The organism is Streptomyces sp. NPDC052236 (assembly GCF_044548015.1).
GTDB lineage: Bacteria > Actinomycetota > Actinomycetes > Streptomycetales > Streptomycetaceae > Streptomyces.
This window is the reverse complement of the sequence record NZ_JBIUBL010000014.1, coordinates 78534-93415: the sequence shown is the minus strand read 5'-3', so window position 1 is coordinate 93415 and position 14882 is coordinate 78534. Positions and strand designations below refer to the sequence as shown.

Below are 14882 nucleotides of genomic sequence, written 5' to 3'. Positions count from 1 at the left end.
CGATCACCGTAGTACGGCCGGTTTGTGGCCAAGTACCGAAAGATCAGAACTGGCAGACATTGTCCTTTTCTCCCGCCCGCGCACTTGGCGTCTGTGACCAAGTATCGTCACCATGCGTTCACCGACCGACACTTGGCACGGTGCGAGGAGAACATGAACGCAGTGTGGGCGGACTTGGCTGTTGCACGCCTTGGTGTGCGGCGGGGGTGGATGTGTGCGGGGGCCGCCGCTCAGGCCACGGAGCCGATCCGCCCCGTCGGCTCCTGCGGGCCGTCGTGGTGGATCGGCGTATGCGCGCCCGCGAGGGAGACCCCGCTGCCGCCGCGCCGGTTCGCCACGATCTCCGCGCCGATCGACAGCGCCGTCTCCTCCGGCGTACGGGCGCCGAGGTCCAGGCCGATCGGGGAGCGCAGCCTCGCCAGCTCCAGCTCCGTGACGCCGACCTCGCGCAGCCGCGCATTGCGGTCCTCGTGCGTACGGCGGGAGCCCATCGCGCCGACGTAGGCGACGGGCAGCCGCAGGGCCAGTGCCAGCAGCGGGACGTCGAACTTGGCGTCGTGGGTGAGGACGCACAACACCGTACGGCTGTCCACCTCCGTCGACTCCAGATAGCGGTGCGGCCAGTCGACGACGATCTCGTCGGCGTCCGGGAAGCGGGCCTTCGTGGCGAAGACCGGACGGGCGTCACAGACCGTGACGCGGTAGCCGAGGAACCGGCCCACCCGCACCAGCGCCGCGGCGAAGTCGATCGCGCCGAAGACGATCATGCGGGGGGCCGGGGCGCTCGATTCGACCAGCAGTGTCAGCTGCTCTCCGCAGCGGCTGCCGGCCTCGCCGATGACGGCCGTGCCGGTGCGGCCCGCGTCCAGCAGGGCGCGGGCCTCGCCCGCCGCCGTCCGGTCCAGCTCCGGGTGGCTGCCCAGAGTCCCTTCGTACGAGCCGTCCGTACGGACGAGGATCGCGCGGCCCCGCACGTCGGACGGTCCGTCCGTGACGCGCGCGAGCGCCGCCGTCTCCCCGTTCGCGGCGGCACTCAGCGCTGCCGCGAACACCTGCCTTGCGGGCGTGTCCGCGCGTACCGGCGTGACGAGGATGTCGATGACTCCGCCGCAGGTCAGCCCCACGGCGAAGGCGTCCTCATCGCTGTAGCCGAAGCGTTCAAGCACGGTCCGCCCGTCCGTGAGGGACTGCTGGCACAGGTCGTAGACCGCGCCCTCCACACACCCTCCGGAGACCGACCCGATCGCCGAGCCCTCGCTGTCCACGGCGAGGGCGGCGCCCGGCTGCCGGGGCGCGCTGCCGCCGACGGCCACGACCGTGGCGACGGCGAATGCGCGGCCCTGCTCGACCCACCGGTTCAGCTCTTCGGCGATGTCCAGCATGTTGGTCTCCTCAAGGGGCTCACGGGTGTGGGTGGCGGTTGTAAGGACTAGGACTATTTGACTCCCAGCCAGCCTTCGATCGGGTGGAGCGTGAAGTAGGCCAGGAAGACCGCGGCCAGCACCCACATCAGCCAGCCGATGTCGCGCGCCCTCCCCTGCACGGCCTTGATCAGGACGTGGGCGAGGACGCCCGCCGCGATGCCCGCGGTGATGGAGTAGGTGAAGGGCATCAGCACGGTGGTCAGAAATACCGGGATGGCGGTCGCCTGATCGTTCCAGTCGATGTGCTTGGCATTTGTCATCATCATCGACCCGATGACGACGAGCGCGGCGGCGGCCACCTGGGTCGGGATGAGCTGGGCGAGCGGGGTGAAGAAGAGGCAGAGCGTGAAGGCGAGGCCCGTGATCACACTCGCGAAGCCCGTACGCGCGCCGTCTCCGACGCCCGCCGTGGACTCGACGAACACCGTCTGGCCGGACGCGCCGGCCAGCCCGCCGATCGCGCCGCCCGCGCCGTCGATGGCCAGGGCCTTGTTGAGGCCGGGCATCTTCCCCTTGTCGTCGGCGAGCCCCGCCTGCTGGCCGATGCCGATGATGGTCCCCATCGCGTCGAAGAATCCGGCCAGCACGAGGGTGAAGACGATCACGCCGACGGTGATGGAGCCCACGCCGCCGATCCCGCTGAACGACACGTCACCGAAGAGGCCGAAGTCGGGTGTGCTGACGATGGAGCCGGTGAGCTCGGGGGCGTTCAGTCCGCCCCAGGCCTTCTTGTCGAGACCCGCGAGCTGATGGACCACGGCCGCGAATGCGGTGCCGCCGACGATGCCGATGAGGATCGCGCCGGGGACCTTGCGGACCTGGAGCGCGAAGATCAGCAAGACGGTGAAGGCGAAGCAGAGCACCGGCCAGCCGGTGAGCATGTCGGCGGTGCCGAGCTGGACGGGCTTGGCTCCGGCGATGCCGCCCTCTCCGGGCATGGAGGTGACGAAGCCCGCCTGGACCAGGCCTATCAGGCAGACGAACAGGCCGATCCCCATGGTGATGGCGTGCTTGAGCGCCAACGGAATGGCGTTCATGATCAGTTCGCGCAGGCCGGTGACGACGAGCAGGACGATCACCAGTCCGTAGATGACGCACATGGCCATCGCGTTGCCCCAGGTCATCTCGGGGGCGACCTGGAAGGCCAGGACGGCGGAGACGCTGAGTCCCGCGGCGAGGGCCAGCGGCACATTGCCGATGAAGCCCATCACGATGGTGGTCGCGGCGGCGGCGAAGACGGTCGCGGTGGTCAGCTGGTCACCGTCGAGGCGGTGGCCGGTCGCGTCGGGCACCGACAGGATCACCGGGTTGAGCAGGATGATGTATGCCATCGCCATGAAGGTGGTGATGCCGCCACGCACCTCCCGGCCGAGGGTCGACCCTCGCCGGCTGATCTGGAAGTACCGGTCGAGCCAGGACCGTCCGGCGGACCGGCGCGGACCGGCGCCGGCGTCCTCCGCCGTGGTCCTGGGCTCCAGGGACTGCTGGGTCATGATGCCTACTCCCAAGGTTCACAGGGGCACCCGCGCAAGAACTGAAACTGCGGGATTTGGGATGGTGCGTCGGCTGCACGACCCGGGGGACGGCCCGAGACGAACGTGGTTCTTCGGTGAATCAAGTACCGGTGAGGTGCTCGGGCCGCACCGGCGTCCTGTTGAGCTCAAGACCCGTCGCGTCCCGGATCGCCGCGAGGACGGCCGGGGTCGCCGACAGGGTCGGTGCCTCGCCGACGCCGCGCAGTCCGTACGGCGCGTGGTCATCGGCCAGTTCGAGGATCTCGACGGGGATGGAGGGCGTGTCGAGGATGGTGGGGATCAGATAGTCGGTGAAGGAGGGGTTGAGCACCTTCGCGGTCTTCGGGTCGACAACGATCTCCTCCATGACCGCGACGCCCAGGCCCTGGGTGGTACCACCCTGGATCTGGCCGATGACGGACAGCGGGTTGAGCGCCTTGCCGACGTCCTGGGCGCAGGCCAGTTCGATGACTTTGACCAGGCCGAGCTCGGTGTCCACCTCGACCACCGCGCGGTGCGCGGCGAAGGAGTACTGGACGTGCCCGTTGCCCTGTCCCGTACGCCGGTCGAAGGCCTCGGTGGGGCGGTGCCGCCATTCGAGCTCCAGGTCCACGGACTCGTCTTCGAGTACGTCCGCGAGACCGGCGAGAACCTCGCCGCCGGAGGTGACGACCTTGCCGCCTTCGAGCAGCAGCTCGGCGGTCGCCCACGCGGGGTGGTACGAGCCGAACTTGCGGCGGCCGAGCTCCAGTACCTTCTCGCGGACCTGCTCGCAGGTGTGCTTGACCGCGCCGCCCGTGACGTACGTCTGACGGGAGGCGGAGGTGGAGCCCGCCGAGCCGACCTGGGTGTCCGCCGGGTGGATGGTCACCTGCGCGACGCCCAGCTCGGTGCGGGCGATCTGCGCGTGGACGGTGACACCGCCCTGGCCGACCTCCGCCATCGCGGTGTGCACGGTGGCCACCGGCTCGCCGCCCACGACCTCCATGCGCACCCGCGCGGTGGAGTAGTCGTCGAAGCCCTCGGAGAAGCCGACGTTCTTTATGCCGACCGCGTAGCCCACGCCTCGTACGACGCCTTCGCCGTGCGTGGTGTTGGACAGACCGCCGGGCAGGGCGCGCACATCCGCCTCCGCTCCGGCCGCTCCGGCCGTGAGCCACTGCCGCTCGGGCGGCATGGGCCTGGCCTTGACGCGGCGCAGCAGCTCGGCGACGGGGGCCGGGGAGTCGACGCGCTGGCCGGTCGGCATGATCGTGCCCTGCTCCATGGCGTTGAGCCGGCGGAACTCGACCGGGTCCATGCCGAGCTCCGCCGCGACCTTGTCCATCTGGGCCTCGTACGCGAAGCACGCCTGGACCGCGCCGAAGCCGCGCATAGCGCCGCAGGGCGGGTTGTTGGTGTAGAGCGCGAGCGCCTCGATGTCGACGTCGTCCACGACGTACGGGCCGACGGAGAGGGAGGAGGCGTTGCCGACGACCGCCGGGGAGGCCGACGCGTACGCGCCGCCGTCCAGGACGATCCGGCACCTCATGTGCGTGAGCTTGCCGTCCTTGGTCGCGCCGTGTTCGTAGGAGAGCTTCGCCGGGTGGCGGTGGACGTGGCCGAAGAAGGACTCGAAGCGGTTGTAGACCATTTTGACCGGTTTGCCGGTGCGGAGTGCGAGCAGGCAGGCGTGAATCTGCATCGACAGGTCCTCGCGTCCGCCGAAGGCGCCGCCGACGCCGGAGAGCGTCATGCGGACCTTCTCCTCGGGCAGGCCGAGTACGGGGGCGATCTGGCGGAGGTCGGAGTGCAGCCACTGGGTGGCGACGTACAGCTCGACGCCGCCGTCCTCGGCGGGGACCGCGAGGCCGGACTCCGGGCCGAGGAAGGCCTGGTCCTGCATGCCGAAGGTGTACTCGCCGCGGACGATCACATCGGCGCGCGCGGCGGCCCTGTCGGCGTCGCCGCGGACGATGGGCTGGCGGTGCAGGATATTCGGGTGGGTGACATGGGGGAAGTGGTGGTCGGCGCGGCCCTCGTGGATGAGGATCGCGTCGGGCGCGGTCGCCGAGGCCTCGTCGGTGATGACGGGCAGTTCGGCGTACTCGATGTGGATCTTGGCGGCGGCGCGGCGCGCGGTCTCCGGGTGGTCGGCGGCGACCAGGGCCACCGGCTCGCCGTGGTGGCGGACCTTGCCGTGGGCGAGCACGGGGGTGTCCTGGATCTCCAGGCCGTAGTTCTTCACCTCGGTTGGGAGGTCGTCGTAGGTCAGTACGGCGTAGACGCCGGGCGTGGCGAGCGCCTCGGCGATGTCGATCGATCTGATCTCGGCGTGCGCGAGGGTGGAGCGCAGGGTGTGGCCCCAGATCATGTCCTCGTGCCACATGTCCGAGGAGTACGCGAACTCTCCGGTGACTTTGAGGGTGCCGTCGGGGCGGAGCGTGGACTCGCCGATGCCGCCCCTGGACTCTCTGGTCTGCTGGGCCTCCGTCGCCTGCTTCGTCGTCTGCTTCGTCGTCTGCTTCGTCGTCTGCTTGGGCATGGTCAGACCGCCTCTCCCTGACGGGTGGCCGCAAGGCGGACCGCGTCGAGGATCGTCTCGTAACCGGTGCAGCGGCAGAGGTTGCCGGAGAGCGCCTCGCGGATGTCCGCGTCGGACGGCTCGGCGTTGCGCTCAAGGAGCTCGTCGGCGGCGACCAGGAGGCCGGGGGTGCAGAAGCCGCACTGCACGGCGCCGGCGTCGATGAAGGCGCGCTGGATCGGGGAGAGTTCCGGGCCCTCGCCGGTCCGCGAATCAGGCTCGTATGTCTCATGGATGGCTCCGCCGCAGCGCTCGGCGCGCTGTCTCGCGAAGTCCGCCAGGCCCTCCACGGTGACGACCTCGCGCCCCTCGACCTGACCTGCCGCAACGAGGCAGGAACAGACCGGGACGCCGTCGAGACGGACCGTACAGGAGCCGCATTCGCCCTGCTCGCACGCGTTCTTCGAGCCCGGCAGGCCCAAGCGCTCACGCAGTACGTAGAGAAGGCTCTCGCCCTCCCATACGTCGTCAGCTTCCTGCTGACGACCGTTGACGGTGAAGTTCACGCGCACTGTGCGCCTCCCTTTGAGCCGTGAGTACATGGGCCATCGGCATTGCCCCGGTACGCCTCCCAGGCCCAGCCGAGGGTCCTGCGGGCCATGACGCCGACCGCGTGCCGGCGGTAGCTCGCGGTGCCGCGTACGTCGTCGATCGGGCTGCAGTCGCCGGAGGCGAGTTCGGCGAACCGCTTGGCGATCGACGGGGTGATGATCTTCCCGCTGTCCCAGAAGCCGCCTTCTTCGAGCGCGGCGTTCAGGAACACCTCGGCCGCCTTCGCCCGGACCGGGGTCGGGGCGGCGGAGCCGATGCCGGTGCGCACCGTGCGGGTCCTGGGGTGCAGGGCCAGGCCGAAGGCGCAGACCGCGATCACCATGGCGTTGCGGGTGCCGACTTTGGAGAACTGCTGCGGCCCGTCGGCCTTCTCGATGTGGACGGCGCGGATCAGCTCGTCCGCCGCGAGGGCGTTGCGCTTGACCCCGGTGAAGAACTCGTCGATCGGGATGAGGCGGCTGCCCCGTACCGACTCGACCTCGACCTCGGCGCCCGCGGCGAGCAGCGCCGGATGGGCGTCACCGGCGGGCGACGCGGTGCCGAGGTTGCCGCCGACGCTGCCGCGGTTACGGATCTGCGGGGACGCGACGGTGTGCGAGGCCAGGGCGAGACCGGGCAGTTCGGCGCGCAGATGGTCCATGATCCGGGTGTACGGAACGGAGGCACCCAGCCGGACGGATGCTCCCTCGCCGACCTCGTCGGCCTCGCTGACCTCCCAGTCGCTCAGCTCTCCGATGCGATTCAGGTCCAGGAGATACTGCGGCCGGCGGTGGTCGAAGTTGATCTCCACCATCACGTCGGTGCCACCCGCGATGGGTACGGCGGTGGGGTGCTCGGCCTTCGCGGCGAGCGCCTCTTCCCAGGTGGCGGGGCGAAGGAAGTCCATGACTGGCTCTCTTCTTCATCGGGGTCGATCGTCGGTCGTGAGTCGCCGGTCATCGCAACGGGCCCGGGACGGTCGGCCCTCGATGGCTATGCAGCTCTTCCTGTGCTGTTCACGCGCTGTGGCCTCAGTACACAAGCCGTACTCCGCCCGGTGCAGTCACCGAAACCATGAAGGAGTTGGCTGGCCGTCGGTCTCGTCTTGTAGATTCGAACGAAAGGCGAGGCCCGGACACCTCACTGTTTTCCCCCGGAAACAGTGAGGTGAGGCAACTGGCGACAACGAGACAGATCGGCAACGAAATGCGGCTGCGCGCACTGCTGGAGAACGACGCGCTGGGAATGCGGCTGCTCGGCGGCGAGGACGAGCTCGACCGTGGCGTGCGGGGCGTGATGACCACCGACCTGCGGGACCCCAGCCGGTATCTCTCGGGCGGCGAGCTGGTCCTGAGCGGGCTCGCCTGGCGCCGTACGGCCGAGGATTCCGAGACCTTCGTTCGCCTCCTGGCAAGCGCCCAGGTCGCCGGTCTCGCGGCCGGCGAGGCCGAGCTCGGGGACATCCCCGACGATCTCGTCGAGGCGTGTTCGCGCCATCGGCTGCCGCTGTTCGCGGTGAACGAGTCCGTTGCGTTCGCAACGATCACGGAGTACGTCGTACGCCAGGTCTCCGGGGAGCGGGCCGGGGACCTCGCGGCCGTCGTGGACAGGCACCGGAGGCTGATGACCTCCGGTCCGGCGGGCGGCGGGCCGGAGGTCGTACTGGACCTCCTCGGCTCCGACCTCGACCTCCGGGCCTGGGTGCTCTCCCCCACGGGCCGCCGGATCGCGGGCGCGGGCGAGCCGCTGACCGGGGAGGTGAGCACCGCTCTCGCCGGTGAGCACCTGGCTGCGGTTCGCACCGGCCGCCGGGGGCCGCACCGGGCGACGGTGGGCGGGGTGACGTACTCGCTCTTCCCGATCCGCAACAGCGGCGGGCCGGCTGTGAAGGACGTACGCGAGACGGTCCTGTCGGACTGGCTGCTGGCGGTCGAGGCGGACGCGGGCGACTGGCCCGCCGCGCGGCTCGATCTGCTCCAGGGGGTCACCCAGCTGATCGCCGTCGAACGGGACCGCCGCGAGGCGGCCCGTACGGTACGCCGACGGCTCGCCCAGGAGGTCCTGGAACTGGTCCAGACGGGCGCGGCGCCGGCGGAGATCGCGGCGAGACTGCGGGTGGCGGCGCCGGTACTGCTGCCGGGGCTGGGGGCGGCGCCGCACTGGCAGGTGGTGGTGGGCCAGGTCGAGTGGACCCAGGACAGCAGCAACGCGGGTACGGCGATCGAGGCGGGGCCGGTCGCCCAGTCGCTGCTGGAGGAGATCCTGGTCGATCCGGAGGCGGCCGGGTCGGACTCGGCCGACCGGATCGCGGTCGCCCACATCGGCGGCGAGGCGATCGCGCTGGTCCCGCTGCCCGCGGCGCCGGCGGTCGCCGTCGACCCGGACGCCCCCCAGGAGGGGGCCATAACGGCCGGGCTGCACGCGGACGCGCTGCTGGCCTCCGTACGCGCCCCGCTGGCAGCCGGTCTCGCGGACGACGGCCGGCTGACGCTGGGCGTCAGCGCGGCGGTGAGCTCGGCGGAGGGTCTGCGCGGCGCGCTGGAGGAGGCGAGACACGCCCGCCGGGTGGCAGCGGCCCGCCCGGGCCGGGTCTGCGCGGCGGGCCACCACGAGCTGGCTTCGCACGTCCTGCTGCTGCCGTTCGTGCCGGACGATGTACGGCGGGCGTTCACGGCACGGCTGCTGGACCCGTTGCGTGACTATGACCGGCGCCACCGGGCGGAGCTGGTCCCGACGCTGGAGGCGTTCCTGGACTGCGACGGGTCGTGGACGCGGTGCGCGACGCGGCTGCATCTGCATGTGAACACGCTGCGGTACAGGGTGGGCAGAATCGAGCAACTGACGTCCCGCGACCTGTCGCGCCTGGAGGACAAACTGGACTTTTTCCTGGCGCTACGCATGAGCTGACGCGCAGGGGCGGGGATCCCGTCTGCTCTGCGGAGCCGCCGCAGCATCCGAGGGTATCGGGCCCGCCTACCGCGGCGCGAAGCTGCGGCACGGGGCTCGGGGGCGTCAGGCCCCGCATCACAGCCCGTGCGCGCCCCCGCTCGTCACCGCAAGATCGATCCACTTATCCCCGTGATTGTGAATTCATTCACCTAACCCCTTGGCCAGGCATGCCCATCCATGCTGAGATGCGACTGTCCCAACAGCTCAATGGCGTGCTCGGGGAGGGCAACGTGGCGCATACCGCCATGTCTGGTTCCGGAACCACTGCGGGTGATGATCCGCTCCAGACCGCGGTATGGCGGTTGCGCTCCCGCGGCTGCTGGGCCGACGCGGCGGCGCTGCTCGCCCCTCACGCCGCAGCTCCCGCCGCCGCCCTCGAGCGCGCCGGACTGCTCGTGGAGTGCTGTCTGTTCACCGGCGACGGCTGGGCAGCGGCCGAGGACGCCCTCCGTACAGCGGAGGCCGTGGCCCGGGACAACGACGAGCGTGGTGGCGCGGCGTCCGAGCGCGGGCGGCTCGCGTACGCGGCGACCCGGCTCGGCGTACGCGACCGTGCCGACGAGGCCCGCTCCGCGCTCGGCAGGGCCGCCGCGCTGCTCGCCCCCACCTCGCCGCGCCGCCCGCTGCTCGACTTCCGGCGCGGACTCGTCGCCGAGCACATCGCCGACTCGCCGCAGGCCGCCCGCGCCGCGTACCGGCGGGCGCACGCCGGGGCCGCCGCGCAGGGTGACTCGTTACTGCTCTCCTTCACCTGGCACCATCAGGCCGGACTCGCCCTGCGGGACGGCGAGTTGGCCGAGGCCCGGCACGGCTTCGGCGAATCGCTGCGGATCCGCGAGGACCTGGGCTACCTGATCGGCACCGCCCCGGTGCTGGCCGCGCTCGCCGACTGCGAGACCGAGCCGGAGGCAAGCAGGCTGCGGGCGGAGGCCGGGCGGCTGTTCCGTCTGCTGGGCGGCGTACCGATCGGGCTGGCGGCGCAACTCGCCGCAGCGGAACCTCCCGTCCCGCTCCAGGAACCCACCGCGCGGTCGGAACCCGCGGCCTGACCGGGCGGCGGGCCGGGCCACTCCCGCCGTTCAGATCTCGCCGAGGTCCGAACTGATCCAGCGCTGGGGACGCATACGGATGACCACCTGCTCGCCGTGGTCCTTCCAGGCGAAGTCGACGTAGCCCTCGACCTTCTCCGCGGGGAGGTAGCGCGCCGAGAGCTCCACCAGCTGCTCGCGGGTGGCCGGGACCGTGTCGATGACGGGCCCTTCGACGGAGACATACCTGATGGTGGGCGTGAGACGGTCCACCATCAGGCAGAACCGGCCCGCCCTGGCGATCAGCTGCCCCTTGCGCGAGTCGGGCCCCGTCATGATCCAGATGTCGCCGCCCGGCTCGTACTGATACCAGATCGGCACGGTGAGGGGCGCCCGCCCCTCCTCCCCCGCGTCCACCGCCAGCGCCGCGATATGCGGCTCGGCCAGAAAACGCTCACGCTCTTCACGGGTCAAAGCCATGGACGACTCCTTCGTGCGTACGTTCGCATGTCAGCCGGTCAACCGCTCAGCCAGGACAGCATCTTCTCCGGGTTCATGATCAGCAGTACGACCACGATAACCACGAGCACCCAGAAAAGTCCGCGCAGCCGACGCCTCCGCTCCTGCCGCCGCTGTCCGGAGGGCCACGCCCGCCACCCCTCCGGCTCCGCCCGTACGGCCGCGCTCCGCCGCTTCCCGCGCCGGAGGCGGCGGACGCGCCGCAGCCTGCCCTGACCCCGTGCCGCCGCCTCGTCCTCGCGCCGCAGCCGCTCCGTCACCATCCGCGCCCGCGCGGACGGCTCCTTCGGCGCGGCCAGACGTGCGGGTCCTTCGCTCTCCTGCTGGAATTCCCTCCACGCCTCATCCGGTATGGACGATTCCGGCAAGTCCCCAGTCATGAATGGCCCCCAGCCGATCGGTACACGTAGCTCTGGCCAACAATTATCCCAGAGCCCCGAGCCCCGAGCCCCGGCGTCAGCCCTCCGCGCCCGTGAAGTGTTCCCGCACGAGCGACTGCACCACCGCGAGGTCCCGTGCGATCAACGCCTCCAGCAGCGCCATGTGCTCCGCCGCGTCCGCCAGCAGGTCCGCCCGCCGGGTGACCGGCGCGCTCGTCAGGGGCCACTGGGAACGGCGGTGCAGGTCGTCCGCCACCATCACCAGCTGCTGGTTGCCGGCGAGCGCGAGCACCGCGCGGTGGAAGGCGCGGTCCGCTTCCGCGTAGTTCGCGCGGTCGCCGATCCCCGCAGCGGCGACCGTCGCCTCGGCCAGGGGGCGCAGCGCGGCCCAGCGCACAGCGGGAACCGTACGGGCCAGGCGCAGCATGACCGGAACCTCGATCAGCGAGCGGATCTCCGCCAGTTCGGCCCGTTCGCGGGGGGTACGGCGGGCGACGCGGAAGCCTCGGTTGGGGACGACCTCGACCGCGCCCTCGACCGCCAGTTGCTGCATCGCCTCCCGTACGGGGGTCGCCGACACGCCGAAGCGTTCGCCGAGCACGGGGGCGGAGTAGACCTCGCCCGGTATCAGTTCGCCGTCGACGAGCGCGGCCCGCAGGGCGTCGAGGATCTGGCCGCGGACCGAGTGACGCCGCACCGTGCGCGGGGCGGGATCGAGGGCCGGGAGCTCGCTGTGGGTGTGCTCGCCGCGCGCCTGTTCGGGCGAGAGGGCCCTCCCTGGCCGCCCTGCCTGCGCAGCTTCCGCAGCTTCCGCAGCTTCCTCCGCCCGTTTCTCCGCCCGCTCGGGCACCCTGACCTGTTCCGGCCCCCGGACCTGTTCCGGCACCCTCGGCTGCTCGGAGCCGTTCACGAACACGTGCGGACGCGGCGTCACGCCATCACACGCTCCGGCCTGCTCCACTCGGGTCCTCCTCCGCCTCGGCCCGCGCCGGGCCGGGCCCGACTGCGCGGGCCCCCGTGCACGATAGGCGACAGGATCGCAGTTGAAACATCGATCACGTCGGGTAAGGTAAGGCTAACCTGCAAACGATCGCGATTCGGTGGTCCCCGGCATGACTGCTTCCGCCCTCTTGCCCGCCCCGACCTCACCCGTCGAGGACGCGTACGCGCGCCTGACCGAGGCCTTCCCCGGGCTGCGCGTACGAGAGCTCGCGGCCGATGAGCAGACCCCGGCGAACGGCGGCTGGGTGCGCGCGGGAGATCTCGCGGCCGGTGGGCCCGCTCTCGACACGTTTCTGGCCTGGGACAACGCCCAGGTCCTGCGGGACTACGGCCAGCAGGCCCGCCCCGATGTCATCGCCAGCTTCGGTCTGCACCGCTACGCCTGGCCGGCCTGTCTGCTGATCACCGTTCCGTGGTTTCTGCACCGCCGAGTGCCCCGGGTGCCCATCGAGGGCGTCGCCTTCCGGCGCGCCCGGGGAGAGCTGGCCGTACGGGTGACTGATTTCGCCTGCCTGCCGGACGACCCGGCCGCGCGGCTGCCCGGCGCCCGGGTCGTGGCGGACGAGGAGGCGCTGCGCGGCGAGGTGCGCGCCGCCGTCGCCGAGCACCTCGGGCCCGTCCTGGACAGCTTCGGCCCGCGGATGCGGCGCGGCAAGCGCGCGCTGTGGGGCATGGCGACCGACGAGATCGTCGAGGGCCTCTGGTACATCGCGCGGATGCTCGGCGAGGAGCCGCGGGCCATGGCCGAGCTGGAGCGGCTGCTGCCGGGCACCACCAAGCCGTACGTCGGCACCGCGGGCTTCCGCGAGCTCAGCGGACCCAAGGGCGAGTCGCTGCCCACCCGCGACCGGGCGAGCTGCTGCCTCTTCTACACGCTGCGGCCCCAGGACACCTGCGTCACCTGTCCGCGTACGTGCGACGCCGACCGCGTGGACAGGCTCCTGTCGGACGTCTGAGCCTTCGGCGCCCAGGGCGGATTTCATGCCACCCGACCGGGTGGCATAAATCGAACTCAGCCCTGTCCACTCATCACAACGTTCGAGCAGATCGCACCTATCCGTATGCCGTGCAGTCTCATTGTCGTCTTCTTGCCACGAAACCCCCTGCACGTCTGGTCACTTCGGCCACTATGGCGGACCGAACGCCCTACGCGATGCAAGGGACACCGCACATGAGACTGACCGACATATCGCTGGACTGGCTGCTTCCTGGCGGCGTGATGCTCGTGGGGGTCCTGGTGGCGGTGGCGGTACTCGCGCGCGGCAAGCGCGCCGACGGCAAGGCCGCGGCCGAGGATTCCTGGGAACGCACCGAGGAGCGCCGCAGGCGCAAGGAGGCGGTCTACGGCACGGCTTCGTATGTACTCCTCTTCTGCTGCGCGGCCGTTGCCGCGGCGCTCTCCTTCCATGGCCTGGTCGGCTTCGGCCGGCTCAATCTCAATCTCTCCGGGGGCTGGGAGTACCTGGTCCCCTTCGGTCTCGACGGCGCGGCCATGTTCTGCTCGGTGCTCGCGGTCCGCGAGGCCAGCCACGGTGACGCGGCTCTCGGCTCCCGGCTCCTGGTGTGGACCTTCGCGGGCGCGGCGGCCTGGTTCAACTGGGTCCACGCGCCACGCGGGCTGGAACACGAGGGCGCCCCGCAGTTCTTCGCGGGCATGTCGCTCTCGGCGGCGGTCCTGTTCGACCGTGCGCTGAAGCAGACCCGCAGGGCCGCGCTGCGCGAGCAGGGCCTGGTGCCCCGGCCGCTGCCGCAGATCCGGATCGTACGGTGGCTGAGGGCGCCCCGGGAGACCTTCGGCGCCTGGTCGCTGATGCTGCTGGAGGGCGTACGTTCGCTGGACGAGGCGGTCGAGGAGGTCCGCGAGGACCGGCGCGAGAAGCAGCAGAACCGTCACCGCAGGCGGGACCGGGAGAAAATGGAGCGGGCGCAGCTGAGGGCGCTCAACCGGCAGCACCGGGCCTGGGGACGCGGCCACGGTCAGCGCAGGGCGGAGCTTCCGGCACTCAACTCCGCCGGCTCCGCGGCGAGCGGCGCGCAGGCCGTGGGCTCCGCGGGGTCAGCCGCGGAGCCTGCCATAGCGGGGCCCGGAGCAGAGCACAGACGAGAGGCCAGAGCGGAGCCAGGGCAATTGCCACTGTCCTCCCGGCCCTCCCTGCAGGCCTTGACGGCGGCCAAGGGCGCTGAACCGCGCACCGTGGATCTCACTGCCGAGGACGACACCCAGGCGCTGCCGCGCCTCGACTCCCTGGAGCGGAAACTCAAGGACCTGGAGCAGCAATTCGGGTGAGCGGCGGCACGGCACAGGAGGGCCGGCCAGGATCGGCCAGGTCTGTCAGTCATGTCAGGACTGTCAGACCGGCCTTTCGTACAGCTCGAACCAGACCACCTTGCCCATGCCGTGCGTACATACGCCCCATGCGTCCGCGAGGCTCTGCACCAGGAGGAGCCCCCTGCCGTGCGTACGGTGGTCGGCCGTCGCCACGTGGCTGGCGGTCACCGCCTCTTCCACGGGCAGCCCTGCGACGAAGTCCCGCACTTCCACGCGGAGCGTGTCGGCGTCGACGGTGGCCGTGACGACCGCTCCCTCATCGGTGTGCACGAGCGCGTTGGTCACCAGCTCGCTCGCGAGCAGCTCCGCGACCTCGGCCGTATCGCGTTTCCCCCACTGCCGCAGCAGATCCCGTAGTGCGTGCCGAACCTCCGGAACGGCCGTGAGCTCCGCGCGCCCCAATCTGCGCCGCAGCTGGTTTCGCGCCTCCCCCTCCGCCCGCGGTTCGCGAGCACGTCCGCCGGTAGCAGCAGCCCCGGCTTCCCCCTGACGCCCAGTCATCATCCCCACCCGCACGTCTGAACAACCTCTCCCGTAAACGACCCCGTCTTCGCGCTCTCGCGCTCGCTCACCGGATGCATGCCCGCGCAGGGGGACCACCACTCATGTCAAGCCATCAACCACCAGGGGGAGTTGAGAATTC

At 70.9% G+C, this 14882-nt stretch carries 13 protein-coding genes; 4 read left to right on the top strand and 9 right to left on the bottom strand.

Translation table 11 applies throughout. The annotated features are described in order from the left end of the window. Nucleotides 1–230: 230 nt before the first annotated feature. The 5 genes from ACIHCQ_RS23320 to ACIHCQ_RS23300 all read right to left on the bottom strand — a co-directional run bounded on the left by ACIHCQ_RS23320 (nucleotide 231) and on the right by ACIHCQ_RS23300 (nucleotide 6939). A complete protein-coding gene (locus tag ACIHCQ_RS23320) occupies nucleotides 231–1382 on the bottom strand; it encodes an XdhC family protein (protein WP_399665441.1) in 1152 nt (383 codons plus the stop codon). A 53-nt stretch (nucleotides 1383–1435) separates the two neighbouring features. Next, nucleotides 1436–2917: an NCS2 family permease gene (locus ACIHCQ_RS23315; protein ID WP_399665438.1), complete on the bottom strand. Its 1482-nt coding sequence runs from the start codon at nucleotides 2915–2917 to the stop codon at nucleotides 1436–1438. A 121-nt stretch (nucleotides 2918–3038) separates the two neighbouring features. Continuing rightward, a complete protein-coding gene (locus ACIHCQ_RS23310; protein ID WP_399665436.1) occupies nucleotides 3039–5462 on the bottom strand; it encodes a xanthine dehydrogenase family protein molybdopterin-binding subunit in 2424 nt (807 codons plus the stop codon). 2 nt (nucleotides 5463–5464) lie between these two features. Next, nucleotides 5465–6013, bottom strand: coding sequence for a (2Fe-2S)-binding protein (locus ACIHCQ_RS23305; RefSeq protein ID WP_399665433.1), 549 nt, complete (start codon nucleotides 6011–6013; stop codon nucleotides 5465–5467). Beyond that, nucleotides 6004–6939 carry an FAD binding domain-containing protein gene (locus ACIHCQ_RS23300; protein ID WP_399665430.1) on the bottom strand — a complete coding sequence of 312 codons (936 nt, stop codon included), beginning with the start codon at nucleotides 6937–6939 and terminating at the stop codon, nucleotides 6004–6006. Before ACIHCQ_RS23300 ends, ACIHCQ_RS23305 begins: the two co-directional genes overlap by 10 nt. Before the next feature lie 299 nt (nucleotides 6940–7238). Between ACIHCQ_RS23300 and ACIHCQ_RS23295 the strand changes: the two genes are divergently transcribed. Next, the gene (locus ACIHCQ_RS23295) at nucleotides 7239–8939 is read left to right on the top strand and encodes a PucR family transcriptional regulator (protein ID WP_399665718.1); all 1701 of its coding nucleotides are present in this window, start codon (nucleotides 7239–7241) and stop codon (nucleotides 8937–8939) included. 227 nt (nucleotides 8940–9166) lie between these two features. Continuing rightward, nucleotides 9167–10030, top strand: a complete 864-nt coding sequence (locus ACIHCQ_RS23290; RefSeq protein ID WP_399665427.1) for a hypothetical protein — start codon at nucleotides 9167–9169, stop codon at nucleotides 10028–10030. A 30-nt stretch (nucleotides 10031–10060) separates the two neighbouring features. On the opposite strand, the gene ACIHCQ_RS23285 is transcribed toward ACIHCQ_RS23290, so the two are convergent. From ACIHCQ_RS23285 to ACIHCQ_RS23275, 3 genes are all read right to left on the bottom strand, one after another. After that, nucleotides 10061–10489 carry a pyridoxamine 5'-phosphate oxidase family protein gene (locus tag ACIHCQ_RS23285; RefSeq protein WP_399665425.1) on the bottom strand — a complete coding sequence of 143 codons (429 nt, stop codon included), beginning with the start codon at nucleotides 10487–10489 and terminating at the stop codon, nucleotides 10061–10063. Nucleotides 10490–10527: 38 nt separating this feature from the next. Beyond that, complete coding sequence (locus ACIHCQ_RS23280) at nucleotides 10528–10908, bottom strand: hypothetical protein (RefSeq protein ID WP_399665422.1); 381 nt, start codon at nucleotides 10906–10908, stop codon at nucleotides 10528–10530. A 76-nt stretch (nucleotides 10909–10984) separates the two neighbouring features. Beyond that, nucleotides 10985–11869 carry a GntR family transcriptional regulator gene (locus tag ACIHCQ_RS23275; protein ID WP_399665419.1) on the bottom strand — a complete coding sequence of 295 codons (885 nt, stop codon included), beginning with the start codon at nucleotides 11867–11869 and terminating at the stop codon, nucleotides 10985–10987. 151 nt (nucleotides 11870–12020) lie between these two features. On the opposite strand from ACIHCQ_RS23275, the gene ACIHCQ_RS23270 reads away from it, so the two are divergent. Then, complete coding sequence (locus tag ACIHCQ_RS23270) at nucleotides 12021–12866, top strand: (2Fe-2S)-binding protein (protein ID WP_399665416.1); 846 nt, start codon at nucleotides 12021–12023, stop codon at nucleotides 12864–12866. Between the two features lie 215 nt (nucleotides 12867–13081). Continuing rightward, nucleotides 13082–14197, top strand: coding sequence for a DUF2637 domain-containing protein (locus tag ACIHCQ_RS23265; protein ID WP_399665414.1), 1116 nt, complete (start codon nucleotides 13082–13084; stop codon nucleotides 14195–14197). Between the two features lie 63 nt (nucleotides 14198–14260). On the opposite strand, the gene ACIHCQ_RS23260 is transcribed toward ACIHCQ_RS23265, so the two are convergent. Continuing rightward, nucleotides 14261–14740 carry an ATP-binding protein gene (locus tag ACIHCQ_RS23260; RefSeq protein WP_399665411.1) on the bottom strand — a complete coding sequence of 160 codons (480 nt, stop codon included), beginning with the start codon at nucleotides 14738–14740 and terminating at the stop codon, nucleotides 14261–14263. Between the last annotated feature and the right edge of the window lie 142 nt (nucleotides 14741–14882).